Origin of the sequence: Sediminivirga luteola (assembly GCF_014639315.1) — a bacterium.
Taxonomy (GTDB): Bacteria; Actinomycetota; Actinomycetes; order Actinomycetales; family Brevibacteriaceae; genus Sediminivirga; species Sediminivirga luteola.
Map to the genome: position 1 here is coordinate 202,122 of NZ_BMFY01000005.1, position 15,150 is coordinate 217,271.

The 15,150-nt window shown below is 70.3% G+C and carries 11 protein-coding genes; 3 read left to right on the forward strand and 8 right to left on the reverse strand.

The window, feature by feature from the left end; all coding sequences use genetic code 11:
* Nucleotides 1-5 precede the first annotated feature (5 nt).
* Nucleotides 6-2,231, forward strand: coding sequence for a S9 family peptidase (locus tag IEW13_RS07475; protein WP_188550318.1), 2,226 nt, complete (start codon nt 6-8; stop codon nt 2,229-2,231).
* Between the two features lie 121 nt (nt 2,232-2,352).
* On the opposite strand, the gene IEW13_RS07480 is transcribed toward IEW13_RS07475, so the two are convergent.
* From IEW13_RS07480 to IEW13_RS07490, 3 genes are read right to left on the reverse strand one after another with little or no spacing between them, the layout of a single operon-like run.
* Nucleotides 2,353-3,858: a tripartite tricarboxylate transporter permease gene (locus IEW13_RS07480; RefSeq protein ID WP_188550319.1), complete on the reverse strand. Its 1,506-nt coding sequence runs from the start codon at nt 3,856-3,858 to the stop codon at nt 2,353-2,355.
* The gene (locus IEW13_RS07485) at nt 3,858-4,484 is read right to left on the reverse strand and encodes a tripartite tricarboxylate transporter TctB family protein (protein WP_188550387.1); all 627 of its coding nucleotides are present in this window, start codon (nt 4,482-4,484) and stop codon (nt 3,858-3,860) included. Before IEW13_RS07485 ends, IEW13_RS07480 begins: the two co-directional genes overlap by 1 nt.
* Complete coding sequence (locus IEW13_RS07490; protein ID WP_229744993.1) at nt 4,481-5,542, reverse strand: Bug family tripartite tricarboxylate transporter substrate binding protein; 1,062 nt, start codon at nt 5,540-5,542, stop codon at nt 4,481-4,483. The genes IEW13_RS07485 and IEW13_RS07490 overlap by 4 nt, the downstream gene beginning before the upstream one ends.
* A 211-nt stretch (nt 5,543-5,753) precedes the next feature.
* On the opposite strand from IEW13_RS07490, the gene IEW13_RS07495 reads away from it, so the two are divergent.
* Together IEW13_RS07495 and IEW13_RS07500 are read left to right on the forward strand one after the other, a co-directional pair.
* The gene (locus tag IEW13_RS07495; RefSeq protein WP_188550320.1) at nt 5,754-6,122 is read left to right on the forward strand and encodes a universal stress protein; all 369 of its coding nucleotides are present in this window, start codon (nt 5,754-5,756) and stop codon (nt 6,120-6,122) included.
* A complete protein-coding gene (locus IEW13_RS07500; protein ID WP_188550321.1) occupies nt 6,119-7,366 on the forward strand; it encodes an MFS transporter in 1,248 nt (415 codons plus the stop codon). Before IEW13_RS07495 ends, IEW13_RS07500 begins: the two co-directional genes overlap by 4 nt.
* A 22-nt stretch (nt 7,367-7,388) precedes the next feature.
* On the opposite strand, the gene IEW13_RS07505 is transcribed toward IEW13_RS07500, so the two are convergent.
* From IEW13_RS07505 to purL, 5 genes are all read right to left on the reverse strand, one after another.
* Nucleotides 7,389-8,945 (reverse strand): hypothetical protein, encoded by a 1,557-nt coding sequence (locus IEW13_RS07505; RefSeq protein ID WP_188550322.1) that lies wholly within the window; start codon nt 8,943-8,945, stop codon nt 7,389-7,391.
* Entirely contained in the window at nt 8,942-9,661 is a 720-nt protein-coding gene (locus tag IEW13_RS07510) for a GtrA family protein (protein WP_188550323.1), read from the reverse strand. The genes IEW13_RS07505 and IEW13_RS07510 overlap by 4 nt, the downstream gene beginning before the upstream one ends.
* A 20-nt stretch (nt 9,662-9,681) precedes the next feature.
* Nucleotides 9,682-10,719: a glycosyltransferase gene (locus IEW13_RS07515; RefSeq protein WP_229744994.1), complete on the reverse strand. Its 1,038-nt coding sequence runs from the start codon at nt 10,717-10,719 to the stop codon at nt 9,682-9,684.
* Nucleotides 10,720-11,146: 427 nt separating this feature from the next.
* Nucleotides 11,147-12,346, reverse strand: coding sequence for a cobalamin-independent methionine synthase II family protein (locus IEW13_RS07520; RefSeq protein WP_188550325.1), 1,200 nt, complete (start codon nt 12,344-12,346; stop codon nt 11,147-11,149).
* A gap of 251 nt (nt 12,347-12,597) precedes the next feature.
* Nucleotides 12,598-15,030 (reverse strand): phosphoribosylformylglycinamidine synthase subunit PurL, encoded by a 2,433-nt coding sequence (gene purL, locus IEW13_RS07525; RefSeq protein WP_188550326.1) that lies wholly within the window; start codon nt 15,028-15,030, stop codon nt 12,598-12,600.
* Nucleotides 15,031-15,150: the final 120 nt, after the last annotated feature.

Consider the following 15,150-nt stretch of genomic DNA (forward strand, 5'->3'; position numbering starts at 1 on the left):
GGGACATGCCTCCCCATGAGACCCAGCCGCCGCGTGCCGCGAAGAAGCCGGTCGTCCGGCGCCACCATGGACACGAGTTCATAGACGACTACGAGTGGCTCCGGCAGAAGGACGCCCCCGAGGTCCGCGCGCACCTGGAGGCCGAGAACGCCTACGCCACCGCGAGGCTGGCCGATCAGGAGGAGCTGCGGCAGGCGATCTTCACCGAGATCAAGGAGCGCACGCAGGAAACCGATATGTCCGTGCCGGTCCGGCAGGGCGACTGGTGGTACTTCTCCCGCACCGAGGAGGGCAAGGACTACCCGCTCAGCTGCCGCGTGCCCGCAGACGCCTCGGGCACCGGCGCGTGGGTTCCACCGAGCATCCGTCAGAGCGAGTCACTTCCCGGCGAGCAGGTGATGCTGGACCTCAACGCCGAGGCAGAAGGGCACGACTTCTTCCAGCTGGGGTCCTTCGACGTGTCACCGGACGGCGGGCTCCTCGCCTACGCCGTCGACACGACCGGCGATGAGCGCTACGAACTGCGGGTCCGCGATCTGACCACGGGCCAGGACCTTCCCGATGTCATCCCGGACACCTTCGCCGGTGCATGCTGGGAGCCCAGCGGGCAGTACCTGTTCTACAGCACGGTCGACGAGGCCTGGCGGCCGGACAAGATCTGGCGGCACCGGCTGGGAACCTCCCCCGAGGAGGACATCGTGGTCTTCCACCAGCCGGACGAGCGGTACTGGACCGGCCTGGACGTGACCCGGAGCCAGCGCTACCTGCTGATCTACACCGGTTCCAAGGTGACCAGCACTGTCTACGTCCTCGACGCGGCCGACCCGTGCGGGCCGTTCACCGAGGTGTGGCCGCAGCGAGAAGGAGTGGAATACGGCGTCGAGCATGCCGTCGTGGACGGTGAGGACCGTTTCCTCATCACGCACAACCGCGACCGCGCCGACTTCGATGTGGTGGACGTCGACGCCGCGGATCCGCGGGACGAGTCCCGCTGGCGCCCCGTGCTCGGTGACGTGACCGGTATGCGCATCGAAGGCATCGACGCTTTCGCGGGATATCTCGCGCTCAGCTACCGCCAGGACGGCCTTCCCCGAGCCGGCCTCATCCGGTTGCGCGCGGCCGGGCTCTACGGCGCACTCGAACCGGTGGCGATCGAGGAGGAACTCGGCAGCCTGGCCCTGGGCACGAACCCGGAGTTCCACCAGCCGGCAGTCCGGCTGCTGTACGTGTCGATGGCAACCCCCGCTGTGGTGTTCGACCTGGACGTCGCCACCGGGGAGCGCCGCGTGCTTAAGCGCCAGCAGGTGCTCGGTGACTTCGATCCCTCCCGCTACGAGCAGCGGCGGCTCTGGGCCGTCGCTGCCGATGGCACGCGGATACCGGTTTCCCTCGTCTGGTCCCCGCAGGCGGTGGGCGCCATCGCCGCCGAGGGCGCGGATGACGCCGGTACCGCCCACGCCGCCGATGCTCTGGCCGGGACAGCCCAGGGGGAATCCGCCCGGAAGCCTGCCGCGCCGGCACCGCTCCTGCTGTACGGCTACGGCTCCTACGAGGCCAGCATGGACCCGTACTTCTCCGTGGCCCGGCTCTCCCTGCTGGACCGCGGGATGGTGTACGCCGTCGCGCACGTCCGCGGCGGCGGAGAGATGGGCCGTGCCTGGTATGAGCAGGGCCGGCTGCTGGAGAAGAAGAACACCTTCACGGACTTCATCGCCGCAGCCGAGCATCTGATCGCCGAGGGCTGGACCGCGCCGGACCGGCTCGTCGCTCAGGGCGGCTCGGCCGGCGGACTGCTGATGGGCGCGGTGGCGAACATGGCGCCAGGGCTGTTCGCCGGTATCAGCGCGGAGGTGCCGTTCGTCGATCCGCTCACCACGATCCTGGACCCGAGCCTGCCGCTCACGGTCACGGAATGGGACGAATGGGGCGATCCGCTGCACGACCCGCACGTGTACGCCTATATGCGGGAGTACACGCCGTACGAGAACATCGGCCAGGTGGCACCGGGACACGAGTACCCGGCGATCCTGGCGCTGACCTCCCTGCACGACACCCGCGTGCTGTACGTGGAGCCGGCCAAATGGGTGGCGCGGCTGCGCGAGGCCGGCGCCGATGCGATCCTCAAGGTCGAGATGAGCGCCGGGCACGGCGGTGTCTCCGGCCGCTACCAGGGCTGGCGGGAGACCGCGCTCGAGTTCGCCTGGCTGCTCCGCACCGCAGGCGCCGCCTAGCCTGCCGGGGCACATCCCCGCCGCGGTGCCGCCTGGACCGGCACCGTATCTGATCAGCACCGGATAGCGAGGGGCGCCCCCGGAATCCGGTGGCGCCCCTCGGCCGTGGTGTCTGTCCGCTTCAGACGTCCTGGCGTGCCCGCGCACGGATGCGTCCGGCGATGGAGATCGCCAGGGCGATCGCCAGCAGGACGTAGATGACCACCGGGATCGGTCCCGCGACGAACACGCCGTAGTCCCCGCCCGAACTCAGCAGCGCGTCCCGCAGGCTGGTCTCCGCCAGCGGGCCGAGCACCATGCCGATCAGCAGCGGTGCCAGCGGCACCTTGTAGCGGCGCATCACGAAACCGAGCAGACCGATCGTCAGCAGCATGAACAGATCGAAGGTGGACGAGGACGTGGCGTAGACGCCGAGCCCGCAGAACACCGCGATGCCGCCGTACAGGTACGGGCGGGGGATGAGCAGCAGCTTGGCCCACAGCGGCGCGAACGGCAGGTTCAGGATGAGCAGCACGATCATCGCCAGGAAGAAGCTCGCCAGCAGGCCCCAGACCAGTTCCGGGGCGCGCTCGAACAGCAGCGGTCCCGGCTGCAGGCCGTACTGCTGGAAGGCGGCGAGCATGATCGCAGCCGTCGCCGAGACCGGCAGGCCCAGGGCCAGCAGCGCGCCCATCGCGGTGCCCGTGGTGGCGTTGCCGGCGGCTTCGGGCGCTGCCAGACCGCGGATGGCGCCCTTGCCGAACTGCGGGTCCTTCCGCCGTCGGTCCAGGGAGCGCTCCGTGCCGTAGGCGATGAACGTCGGCACATCGGCGCCGCCGACCGGCACGACACCGAAGGGCAGGCCGATCCCGGTGCCGCGCAACCACGCCGGCAGCGCTTCGCGGAACTCCGCCCGGCTCAGGAATGGCCGGCCGGCGGGACGCATCGCCCGCGCCGCCGGATCCCGGCGGATGCGTGAGGCGATGTGGAACACCTCGCCCAGCGCGAGCACCGCCACCGTGACCGTCACGAGCGAGATGCCGTCGAACAGCTGCGGCACGCCGAAGCTGAACCTCTCGGTGCCGGAGACCGAGTCGATGCCGACGGTGGCGATGCCCAGTCCCAGCACGAGCGAGGCCAGGCCCTTGAGCACCGAGTCGGCGACCACGGAGGAGGTCGCGACGAAGGCGAACAGGGCCAGGGCGAAGAACTCGGCCGGGCCGAAGTTGGCGGAGAAGTCCGCCAGCGCCGGCGCCAGGAACACCACCAGGATGCAGGAGACCATGCCGCCGATGAACGCGCCGATCGCCGCGGTCGCGAGCGCTTGGGGTGCGCGGCCGGCCCGGGCCATCTTGTGCCCCTCGAAGGTGGAGGCGATGGCGGAGGCCTGACCGGGCGTGTTCATCAGGATGGCCATCGTGGAGTCGCCGAACAGGCCGCCGAAGTACACGCCCGCGAACATGATGAACGCCGCCGTCGGGTCCAGCGCGAATGTCATCGGCAGCAGCAGTGCCACCGCCATCGACGAACCCAGGCCCGGCAGCACGCCCACCGCGGTGCCCAGCAGGCAGCCGATCATGACGAACAGCAGGTTCAGCGGGGTGAAGGCATGAGCGAAGCCCTCGAAGAGCAGACCGAGCGCTTCCATCAGAAACCGCCCCCCAGGATGCCGGAGGGCAGATTCAGGCCGAGCGCCACGGCGAAGGCCAGGTAGACGATGCTGCTGACCGTGAGCGCCACGGTGAGATCCATCAGGGGCCGGGTCGAGCCCATCCCCCGTGCCACGCACCAGAACAGGAGCGCCGCCGCGAGGATCCAGCCGAGCACGGTCAGCAGCGCCGCGAAGGCGAAGAAGCCCCCGGCGGCCCACGCCACGCAACGCCAGTCGGAGAACGTCCGGTAGGGCACCCGGGCGGCCTCCTCGGCCGCACGGCGCTCCTCATCCGAGACGTCCTCGTGCTCGGCGTAGGTCGCCGGGTGCGCCGGCTCGGGGCTGCGCAGATAGGAGACCGCCAGGAGCACGGAGATCACGTATCCGGCGATCGCGATGAGCGCGGGGAAGAACGCCGGGCCCGGCGGATCGGTGCCTTCGGGCACCCGCATGGTCAGGATGCCCACCAGCAGATAGGTGGAGAAGCCGGCCAGGATGAGCGGGACGACGAGTCCCGAGCGTCCATGCCACCAGGAGCCGGCCGCGCCCCGCGCGCCCGGGTGCCCGTCGTGTCCTTCGCCGCCGGCGGTCCGGGCCGGGGCATGCGTGCTGTTCGGATTCACAGTCCCAGCTCCTCGATCAGCGCGGTCGTGCGTGCCTGGTCCTCGTCGATGAACTCCAGCAGTTCCGGCCCCGTGAGGAATGAGTCCTCCCAGCGGTTGCGCTGCAGGGACTCCTGCCATTCGGCGGACTCGCGCGTCTCGGCGACGATGGCCTCCAGTTCCGCGAACTCCTCGTCGGTGATGCCCGGCGGCGCCAGCAGCCCTCGCCAGTTCACCAGATCGACGGCATAGCCCAGCTCGCTCAGCGTGGGGATGTCCACGCCCTCGAGGCGTTCGGGCGAGGAGACGGCCAGGGCCTTGACCCGCCCGGCGGCGATCTGATCCTCGACCTCGTTGTATCCGGTCACGGCGACATCGGTCGTGCCGGCCAGCAGGGTCTGGATGGCCTCGCCGCCGCCGGACTTCGGGATGAACGTGATCTCACTGGCCGGAAGGTCCTGGTCCAGGGCCAGCTGCGCGATGATGAGATGGTCGATCGAACCGGCCGAGCCGCCGGTCCACACGATGCCGTCGGGATCCTCGCTCCAGGCGGCGATGAGGTCCTCCATCGAGTCATAAGGGGCGTCCGCGGAAACGACGAGGGCGTTGTAGTCCTCGGCGATGCGGGCGATGGGCCGGGTGTCGCTCAAGTCCACGGGGGAGTCGTTGAGCGCGATGCCGCCGAGCATGACCGCGCCGGTGGCCATGATGGTGTTGGCCTGGCCGTGCATAGTGCTGAAGGTGCTCAGGCCGATGGTGCCGCCCGCGCCGGGGATGTTGACCACCTGGACGTTGTTCACGATGCCGGCGCCGCGCATGGCCTGCTGCTGTTCGCGGGCGAAGGAGTCCCAGCCGCCGCCCACGCCCGCGGGGGCGATCACGGTCAGCGCGGCGCGCAGGTCGTTCCCTGCGCTGGCGGACTGGAAGGAGAACACGGTGGCGGCCGTGATCGAGACCGCCGCGACCACCGCGTAGACGGCCATGCCGATCCGCCGGCCGGGGCGGCGGTTCCCGGGTGGCGCGGCCGGTTCGGCCGGGGCTGCACCGCCAGGAGGAGGCTGGTCATGCTGAGGGGACATCGATGTACTCTCACTTCCGGTTGTCACATCGTCGTGCCAGGGTGTGAATCACATCATAAGGCGCCGGACGGACGATGAGGCGCGTTCCTGCCCGGCGGCTTGGGCAGGCCGTGGGCGCGCCCGGCGCGCACATGGCGCCCTGCCGGCGGGTTAGGCTCAGGGCAGATGGCGGTCGCACGCTGTTCCGGCGTGCCGTGAGACAGGAGGGACCATGACAGTTCTGGTGGGCCGCACGACCACGCGGGAAAGCGAGGCGGCGGTGCAGGAAGCACTCGCCGAGGCGAAGCGGCGCGGGACGGATCTGGTGATCTTCGACCTCGACGGGCCGCCGGTGGAGGGAAGCCGCGAGGAGGCGGTGGACATCGACGGCGTGGCGGTGCGCTACCGCGGCAGGGACGAGCGCAACAACGATCCGGCCGGAGAGCTCCTGGACGCCGCCGTGGCACTCGGGGCCGACGTGATCGTGATCGGCATCCGGCACCGCTCGCCGGTGGGCAAGCTGCTGCTGGGCTCCAACGCCCAGGAGATCCTGCTGGAGGCGGACGTGCCGGTGCTGGCGGTCAAAGCGCCCAAAGAGTGACCGGTTCCCCGGGGCCGGGCGGAGCCGGCCGTCACTGGCTGTGGTACCTGGTCGGCGCCGCAGTGCTGACCCAGACGGCGCTCAACCTGGTCCGCCCGGTGACGAGCTATCTGCTGCTCGAACTCGGCGCCGATGCCGGGGTGATCGGCCTGACCACCGCGGCCTACGCGTTGCTGCCGGTGGTCGCGGTCATGTGGCTCGGCAGGCTGGCCGAACGGACCCGGCGCCTGTCCCGGCTCATGCTGGCCGCCGGCGCGGTGCTGGCGGCCGGCTGCGCGCTGCTGGGCCTGGCCGCGTCCATCCCGGTCGTGGTCCTGGCCAGTGTCGTCCTGGGCTGCGGGCATCTGCTGTTCACGATCGCGGGTCAGTCCTCGGTAGCGCGGTACTCCCCGCCGGAAGCGCTCGATCGGGGTTTCGGCTGGTTCACGGCGGCATTCGCCTTCGGCCAGTTCGCCGGGCCGCTGCTGGGCGGCTTGCTGCTGGGCAGCGCGCTGGCGCCGGGGGAGCGGCTGGAGCACATCGCCGGGGCGATGTGGCTCGGTGCCGGGCTCTCACTCCTGATGGTGCCCCTGATGATCCCGCTGCTGCGTGCACAGCGGCCACGTCGCGGCGCCGGTTCCGATGCGGGCGCCTCCGCCGCTACGGCCGGCGCCGGCCCTGAACGAGCGGCCGGGCAGGAGAAGCCGACGGCCTGGCGGATCCTGCGCCGTCCCGGGATCCCCTCGCACATGGCGGCCTCACTGGCGCTGCTGGCGATGGCCGATCTGCTCATCGCGTTCCTGCCGCTGGTCGGCGAGGAACGCGGGGTCTCGCCGATGTGGGTCGGCGTGCTGCTGGCGATCCGCGCCGGCGCGTCCATCGTCTCGCGCGTGCTGCTGGGCTGGCTGGTGGCCCGCCTGGGCCGGCCGCTGCTGGTCACGCTGAGCCTGCTGGGTGCCGGGACCGCGTTCGTCCTGGTGCCGCCCATGCTTGCGCAGCTCATCGTGGCGGCGGTGCTGATGGCGATCGGCGGGTTCTTCCTGGGGCTGGGCCAGCCGCTGACGATGACGCTGGTGACGAAGGACGTCCCGGGCAGCTGGCGCAGCGCCGCCCTGGCGCTGCGGCTGATGGGCAACCGGGTCGGGCAGGTCGTGCTGCCCTTGGCCGCGGGCGCGCTGGCGGCGCCCCTGGGCCCGGCCGGCGCCATCTGGTTCGGCTGCGGCCTGCTGGCGATCTGCGGCACGGAGAAACTGCTGCGCCGGTGACCGCTCGCCCGCCCGCCCGTGCTCACCGTTCGCGGTACGAACCCTCCGCCGGCAGCACGTCCGGGGAAGGGGCGCCGCGTCGGCGCGCGCTCCAGCGGCCTGCGGCGAACAGGATCACCGCCACGGTGACCGCGATCGCCGGCCAGTAGGTGTAGCGGAAATGCGTGGCCGGGATGATGGGGAAGTAGCCCACCATGTACACCGCGGCGGAGGATGTCAGCAGCGCGACCTCGGCGCGGAACGCGGGCATGAGGCGAGGCCGTGCGGCGGCGATCAGCAGGGCCACGGCGCCGGCCAGCCAGAACCACGGCTTGAACAGCCAGGGAAGCCCCTCGACGCCGATGCCGACGACGTAGAACCGCTGAGTGCGATCCGCCAGCCTGTCCTGCGCCCCCAGGCCCACCGGCTCGGCGTCGGCGCTGCCCCAGGAGAGTTCCCAGTACTCGACGCTGGAATCGGCCAGGTACTCGGCGAAGGTCGCCGCGCGGTAGCTGAGGTACCGTCCCGGCGAGGTGATGACGGTCTCCAGCCAGAGGGCGCGCAACTCCTGTTGATAGTCGATCGGGGAGAACGGACGGCCGTCCGCGCCGCGGCCGTAGCACGCCCAGTAGGCATTCCAGATCTGATTGCGCTCCCGGCAGCCTGGCCTGGCCTCGTTGATCTTGTCTTTGAGCTCCTGCGGGGCGCTGCTGGCATTCAGCTCCGAGGGCGGCACGGAGAACATGACGTCGTCCAGCAGGACCTGGGAGAGCTGGTCCGTGGGCTGGACGTCGTAGGCGCGGTCGACGGCGCTGCCAGTCAGCTGCACCCCGGCCAGGAATGCCAGCCCGGTGCCGGCCACGGCGGTGGCGTAACGCCACAGCGGCACCCGCGGCGCCCCCGCTCCCGCGGCGTTCCCGGCCCCGCTGCGTCGTCGATGCCTCTCCCGGCGGGCCTGCCACAGCTGCGCGAGCTGCCAGGCCAGGTAGAACACGACCGGCAGCACCGCGAACAGCGCGTTCTTGCGCACCGCAGCGGCATAGATCAGGAACAGCAGGCTCGGGGCGAGCAGGAGGAACGTCCACGGCCGCCGCCAGCGCACCCAGAACAGCAGGATCACGCCGCACAGCAGCGCGACGGCCATCTGGGTGTCCTTCCAGAGCGTGCCGGCCTGGGAGAGCACATGCGGCAGCAGAGGGAAGACGACGCCGGCTAAGGACCATGCCCGGCTGCCGGTGCGGTCCACGACGTAGCACGAGAGCAGCCAGCCGCCAGCGAACAACAGGAACACCTGGAGCAGCAGCAGCCCCTCCAGCGAACCGGTGGTGTCGTAGATGAGCTTCCACAGCGCGCTCATCACCGGCGGATGCCAGTCGTCGAAGGGGATCTCGCCCAGGGCCTGGCGGGCTTGGTGCGTGATGTCGACGTTCGCCCGGCCGGGCGCATTCGCCTTGACCACGAACGCCGCGCCGGGCAGCTGGAGCACCGCCAGCAGGATCAGCCAGGGCAGGCTCGGCCCGGGCGCACGCACGAAACCCGCCACCGCACGCGCCGGCCGGGAGATCCAGCCGGGCCAGATGAGACGCCCCTCAGCGCTCATCGGCGTCGCCTCCTTCGGATCGTGCGGTCCGCGCCGGCCGGCGGCTGTTTCCCCTGGGTCCCGTTCGCCCCGCCGCCTGGATGCAGTGGTTCAGGCCCGGTATCCGAACCAGGCACTACCACCGTCCGGTCGCTCGGGCGGGAGACCGGCGCAGCGGCAGCGGACTCGTCCCTCGCTTCGGCGTCATCGGCCGCGGCGTCCGGCGGTGCGGGCCGCTCCTTGAACACCCAGCTGCGGTAGGCGAAGAACCGGAACGACATGGCCAGCGCGGTGCCCAGGACGTTCGCGGAGATGTTGTAGCTGATGGGATCGCGCAGACCGAGGAGATACCAGGTCACGCCGAGCGGCAGCAGCGCCAGCCCCATGGACAGGATGTTCACCAGCACGAAGAGCGCCAGCCCGCGCAGATTCGAGCCGGTGTCCCGGTGCCCGTACGTGAACAGCCGGTTGCCCACCCACGCGACGCCGATCGCCACCACGGTCGCGATGCCACGGGCCAGCAGGGGGCCGTCGGGCATCGCGGGGCCCAGCAGGCCGGGGATGCCGTAGACGAGGAGATTGGAGATGCCCACCTCCACCACGAAGGCGATGCCGCCGACCAGCAGGAAACTTGTCACCTCATGGCCGAGGCCGCGCCGCTTCCGGGGCGGGCGGTGGGTGACGGCGGTCTGAGCGGCGGCGTCCTCGACCCCGCCGGTGTGCTCCTGTGCGCTCATGGACGTGCCTTGCGCCGGCCTCAGCCGATGCCGTGCCCGCCGGCAGCCGGACGGGTCGTCACACCGGGAACGGGCACCTGCGCGGCCGGGGTCGGCACCGGCGGCTCCAGGTTCAGGTAGTGCAGCCGGGCGCTCTCGCGGCGGGCGCGGCGCAGCCCGTCCAGGATGAGACCGACCCCGCCCATCAGGAAGGCCAGTCCCATCAGGGCGGCCGCCAGGATCGCGGTCGGCAGCCGCGGGACCAGCCCGGTCTGGAAGAACTCCACCACGACCGGTAGTCCCAGCGCCAGGGAGAGCAGCGCGAACAGCAGCGTGAGCGCGCCGTAGAACGCCGTCGGCCGCTCATGCCGCAGCAGCTGGGCGAGCAGCCCCAGGATGCGGAACCCGTCCTTGAAGGTGGACAGCTTGCTCTCGCTGCCCGGCGGGCGGTCCCGGAAGCCCACGGGATGCTCGGCGCACGGGAGCCGCAACGCCATCATGTGCACGGTCAGCTCGGTCTCGATCTCGAACTGCTTGGAGATGGCGGGGAAGGATTTCACGAAGCGCCGGGAGAACACCCGGTACCCGGAGAGCATGTCAGTGACCTCGGACTTGAACAGCCAGCCGGTGAGGCGGTTGAACATCCGGTTGCCGAACTCGTGGCCGGGACGGTAGGAACTCGTCTCGCCAGTGTCCTGCCGCACGCCGAGCACATGATCGTAGGGGCCCTCGAGCAGCAGCTGGATCATCGCCGGCAGGTCCGCCGCTTCGTAGGTGTCGTCGCCGTCGATGGTGACGTAGACGTCGGCGTCGATGTCCGCGAAGGCGCGGCGGACGACGTTCCCCTTGCCCTTGAAGGTCTCCCGGCGCAGCACCGCCCCGGCCGCGAGGGCCACCTCGGCGGTCCGATCGGTGCTGTTGTTGTCGTAGACGTAGACCGTCATCCCGGGAACGGCGGCCTTCAGATCGGCCACGACCTTCCCGATCGTCACTTCCTCGTTGTGGCACGGGACGATCGCGGCGATGCGCAGGCCGCCCTGAGCGGGCGCGTGAGGGGAAGCCTCCTGGCTAGCGGACAAGCGTTCACCTTTCCTCATGTAATACGACCGCCGCGTTGATGCTCGCTGTTGGGCATCAAGCATCTCTCTAGGCTGGGCACTTGGCATACCCGCGTAGAGCTTACCGGAGCATGATGTGCTGGGCACCGTGAAGACTCGGCCAGCGGGCACCTAGGAGAAAGACCGGCCGTGGCGGAGGGTCAGGCGCAGGGTCAGACCCGCGCCGCCGATAGTTCCGGGGGCGTGCACTAATTCCGCGTGAGTTCACCGGGAATTAGTGCACACCCTCGGAAACACGTCCGGTGGCTCTGCCATGTGAGGGCACGAAGAAGCCGCGGCCGGGAAGAATCCCGGCCGCGGCTCTGGTTCGCGTGGAAGGGGGCGCAGGACCGGACGCAAACCGGTCCGGTGACGCGCAGGAGGCTCTAGAAGGCCTGGCGAGGAGAATCTAGAAGCGCGTGGACGCCAGTTCGGCGCCGGCGACGAGCGTCTCCAGTTTGGCGTGGGCGATCTGCGGGTGGATGCGGCCGCCCAGCCCGCAGTCGGTGGAGGCGACGACGTTCTCCGGCCCCACCAGCCGGGCGAAGCGCTCGATCCGGTCGGCGACCAGCTCGGGATGCTCCACCACATTGGTGGCGTGGGAGACGATGCCCGGGATGATGTGCTTGCCCTCCGGCAGGGTGGTGTCCTCCCAGATGCGCCACTCGTGCTCGTGCCGGACGTTGGCCGCTTCGAAGGTGTAACCGGCGGCGTTGATCTGCAGCACCAGGTCGACGATGTCCGCGAAGGGAAGATCGGTGACGTGCGGGCCGTGCCAGGAACCCCAGCAGGTGTGGAAGCGCACCTGCTCCTCGGGGATGCCGCGCAGGGCGTGATTGAGCGCCTCGATGCGGATCTGGGTGAACGCCCGGTACTCCTCGACCGTGGGTTCCGGGTTGATCTGGTCCCAGTTCTCCGCGATGGAGGGATCGTCGATCTGCACGGTCAGGCCGGCCTCGGTGATGGCGAGGTACTCCTCGCGCAGCACATCGGCCCATGCCCAGATGAACTCCTCCTCGCTGGCGTAGTGCTTGTTCTCGATCCGGGCGGCCGAACCGGGCGCCAGCGAGTTGAGGTAGCCGTCGCTGATGGCGTACCCGGCGGCCTCCAGGCCCGCCTTCACATTGGCGATGTCCCGCTGCACCTGCTCCTGGCCGGTGTAGCTGATCGGGCCGGTGGCGGCGGGGAACTGCGCGGGCGGACCAGTGGTGATGCCGGAGTTCGGGTCCGTGTACGCGTCCTCGAACAGCCGGCGGTCCCGGCGGTCGCCGAAGCTGGTCAGCTTGATGTTGCCGGGCTCGGAGCGGACGGCCGGCTGCTCCCACAGCTCGGCGCCGGTCAGCTCCAGACCGCCGGTGCGGGCGAAGACGTAGTGCCACCAGGCGCCGTAGTCGATCTCATTGGCCATGGCGTGCCCGTACTCCCCGTCGTTGGGGATCGAGATGCCGAGGTCCTTCTGCCGCTTCACCAGGTCGATGACGGAGTCGCGCAGCAGCGCCTCATAACCCGGGACGTCCTGCGGGTTCTCCTTGCGCGCCGCGGTCGCGGCGATGAGCTCCTTGGTGCGCGGCAGGGAGCCGGCGTGACTGGTGCGGATGGGTGTGGCCATGTTCTAGCGCTCCTCGTGATACGTCGTCGTGCGGGGGAAAAGGGCGTTCGCGCGAGGGTCCCGGCCGGTAGCGGCCCGGTCGCGCACTCGTGTGAAGTCAATCCTCTCAGCAGTCACACGCGCACGCTCACCGTCATAAACGGCAATGCATCCACCGTGCCGACGGGTAAGCGAACGGCCGCCGGCGGCAGGGCTCCCGAAGAGTTCCCGTGCCACCGGCGGCCGTAGGCCTCGCATGCCAGCTGCCCGCTTCAGGCGGCGCCGAACGTGGCCGGCAGGGTCCGCTCGGACAGGTCCTTCAACTCGGCCAGAGGCAGGGTGAAGCGGTCCACGAACTCCAGGGCCGCATCGGCGCCGCCCGCTGTGCCCGTGCCGCCGTCCGCGGCGGCGGTGCCGGCGTCGGTGACGCCGATCCGCAGGTGAGGGAACCTGCGGGCGGTGCACATGTCGGTGAACCTGACCTCCTCGCTGCGCGGCACCGCGACGATGGCGCGGGCGGTGGACTCGGAGAACAGGGCGGTGCCGAAGCCGATGCCGTCGCGCTCCTGCAGCTCGTCCAGCCAGACCCGGGCGCCGACGCCGAAGCGCAGGCATGCCTCGACCAGCGCCTGCGCCAGGCCGCCCTCGGAGAGGTCATGCGCGGCGTCGATCATGCCGTCGCGCGAGGCGTTGATCAGGATGTCCGCGAGCTCCTTCTCGGTCTCCAGCCGGACCTTCGGCGGGCGGCCACCCAGGTGGTCCTTCAGCCCGGCCCAGGCGGAGCCGTCCAGCTCGTCCTCGGTGGTGCCCAGCAGGTAGATCGTCTGGCCGGACTCCAGCCAGCCGGCCGGGGTGCGGCGGGCGACGTCGTCGAAGACGCCCAGCACGCCGACGACCGGGGTGGGGTGGATGGCCACCCCGCCGGTCTGGTTGTAGAGCGAGACATTGCCGCCGGTGACCGGGATGCCGAGTTCCTTGCAGCCGGCCGCAAGGCCCTCCACGGTCTGGGCGAACTGCCACATGATCTCCGGGTCCTCGGGGGAACCGAAGTTCAGGCAGTCGGTCACGGCGCGCGGGCGGGCGCCCGTGGTGGCGACGTTCCGGTAGGCCTCGGCCAGGGCAAGCTGCGCGCCGGCGGCGGGATCCAGGTAGCAGTAGCGGCCATTGGCGTCGGTGGAGATCGCGATGCCCAGCCCGGACTCCTCGTCGACGCGGATGACGCCGGCGTCATCGGGCTGGGACAGCGCCGTGTTGCCGCGCACGTAACGGTCGTACTGATCGGTCACCCAGTCCTTGGCGGCGAGGTTGGGCGAGGCGACGAGCGCCCGGAGGTCGGCGGCGACGGCCTCGTTCTCCTCCGGGACGGCGAGGCCGGCCGCGGCGACGGTATCGGCCTGCGTGGCGTCCTGCCAGCTGGGCCGGGTGTAGGGGCGCTCGTAGACCGGCCCGTCGTGCGCGACGGAGCGGGGCGGCACGTCGACGATGACATCGCCGTGCCATTCGATCACCAGCCGACCGGTGTCGGTCACCTCGCCGAGCACGGAGGACTCGACCTCCCACTTGCCGGTGATCTGAAGGAACCGGTCCAGGTTCTCCGGCGAGACCACGGCCATCATGCGTTCCTGTGACTCCGACATGAGGATCTCCTCGGGAGTCAGGCTGGGATCGCGCAGCAGGACGTCGTCCAGGGCGATGTGCATGCCGCCGTCGCCGTTGGAGGCCAGCTCGGAGGTGGCGCAGGAGATGCCGGCGGCGCCCAGGTCCTGGATGCCCTCCACGATGCCGGCGCCGAACAGCTCGAGACAGCATTCGATGAGCACCTTCTCGGCGAAGGGATCGCCGACCTGCACGGCCGGCCGCTTGGAGGGCTTGCTGTCGTCGAACGACTCAGACGCCAGGATGGAGGCGCCGCCGATGCCGTCCCCGCCGGTGCGGGCGCCGAACAGCACCACCTTGTTTCCCTTGCCGGAGGCGTTGGCCAGGCGGATGTCCTCGTGCCGGAGGACGCCCACGGCCAGGGCGTTGACCAGCGGGTTGCCCTGGTAGACGGAGTCGAAGACGACCTCCCCGCCGATGTTCGGCAGGCCCAGGCAGTTGCCGTAGCCGCCGATGCCTGCCACGACGCCCGGAGCAACCCGGGAGGTGTCGGGGTGGTCGAGGGCGCCGAACCGCAGCTGGTCCATCACGGCCACGGGGCGCGCGCCCATCGAGATGATGTCGCGGACGATGCCGCCCACGCCGGTGGCGGCGCCCTGGTAGGGCTCCACGAAGCTGGGGTGATTGTGGGACTCCACCTTGAAGGTGACGGCCCAGCCGTCGCCGATGTCGACCACGCCGGCGTTCTCGCCCATGCCGACCAGGAGGTGCTTCTTCATCTCGTCGGTGACCTGCTCGCCGAACTTGCGCAGATGCACCTTGGAGGACTTGTAGGAGCAGTGCTCGGACCACATCACCGAGTACATCGCCAGCTCGGCGGAGGTGGGGCGGCGGTCCAGGATCTCCTTGATCCGCTCGTACTCGTTCTCTTTCAGCCCCAGCTCGGCATAGGGCTGATCCACCTCGGGCGTCGCCTGGGCGAACTCGACCGTTTCCTTGACCCGCTTGGTCTCGGCGGTGCTGCCCGGGGCCTGCGGCGGCTGCGTGGCGCCGCTGTCCGTGCCGGACCCTGATGCGGGCGTGCTGCCGTGTGCGGCCGTGTCAGTCATAGTGCGTGCGAGCCCTTTCTGGCGTGTGTGACAACCCCGGTCCATCCTACCGCCGGGCGCGTTGTCGTCTCGTACGGCTTCTGGGCGGTGCGCTGCCGGGCGCGCTCGGGCACGGACATC

Bases quoted from the DNA above. Each gene is read 5' to 3' on its own strand.
- IEW13_RS07475 (WP_188550318.1), top strand. From the start codon at position 6: ATGCCTCCCCATGAGACCCAGCCGCCGCGTGCCGCGAAGAAGCCGGTC.
- IEW13_RS07495 (WP_188550320.1), top strand. From the start codon at position 5,754: ATGACAGTTCTGGTGGGCCGCACGACCACGCGGGAAAGCGAGGCGGCG.
- IEW13_RS07490 (WP_229744993.1), bottom strand. From the start codon at position 5,542: ATGTCCCCTCAGCATGACCAGCCTCCTCCTGGCGGTGCAGCCCCGGCC.
- IEW13_RS07480 (WP_188550319.1), bottom strand. From the start codon at position 3,858: ATGGAAGCGCTCGGTCTGCTCTTCGAGGGCTTCGCTCATGCCTTCACC.
- IEW13_RS07505 (WP_188550322.1), bottom strand. From the start codon at position 8,945: ATGAGCGCTGAGGGGCGTCTCATCTGGCCCGGCTGGATCTCCCGGCCG.
- IEW13_RS07510 (WP_188550323.1), bottom strand. From the start codon at position 9,661: ATGAGCGCACAGGAGCACACCGGCGGGGTCGAGGACGCCGCCGCTCAG.
- IEW13_RS07520 (WP_188550325.1), bottom strand. From the start codon at position 12,346: ATGGCCACACCCATCCGCACCAGTCACGCCGGCTCCCTGCCGCGCACC.
- purL (WP_188550326.1), bottom strand. From the start codon at position 15,030: ATGACTGACACGGCCGCACACGGCAGCACGCCCGCATCAGGGTCCGGC.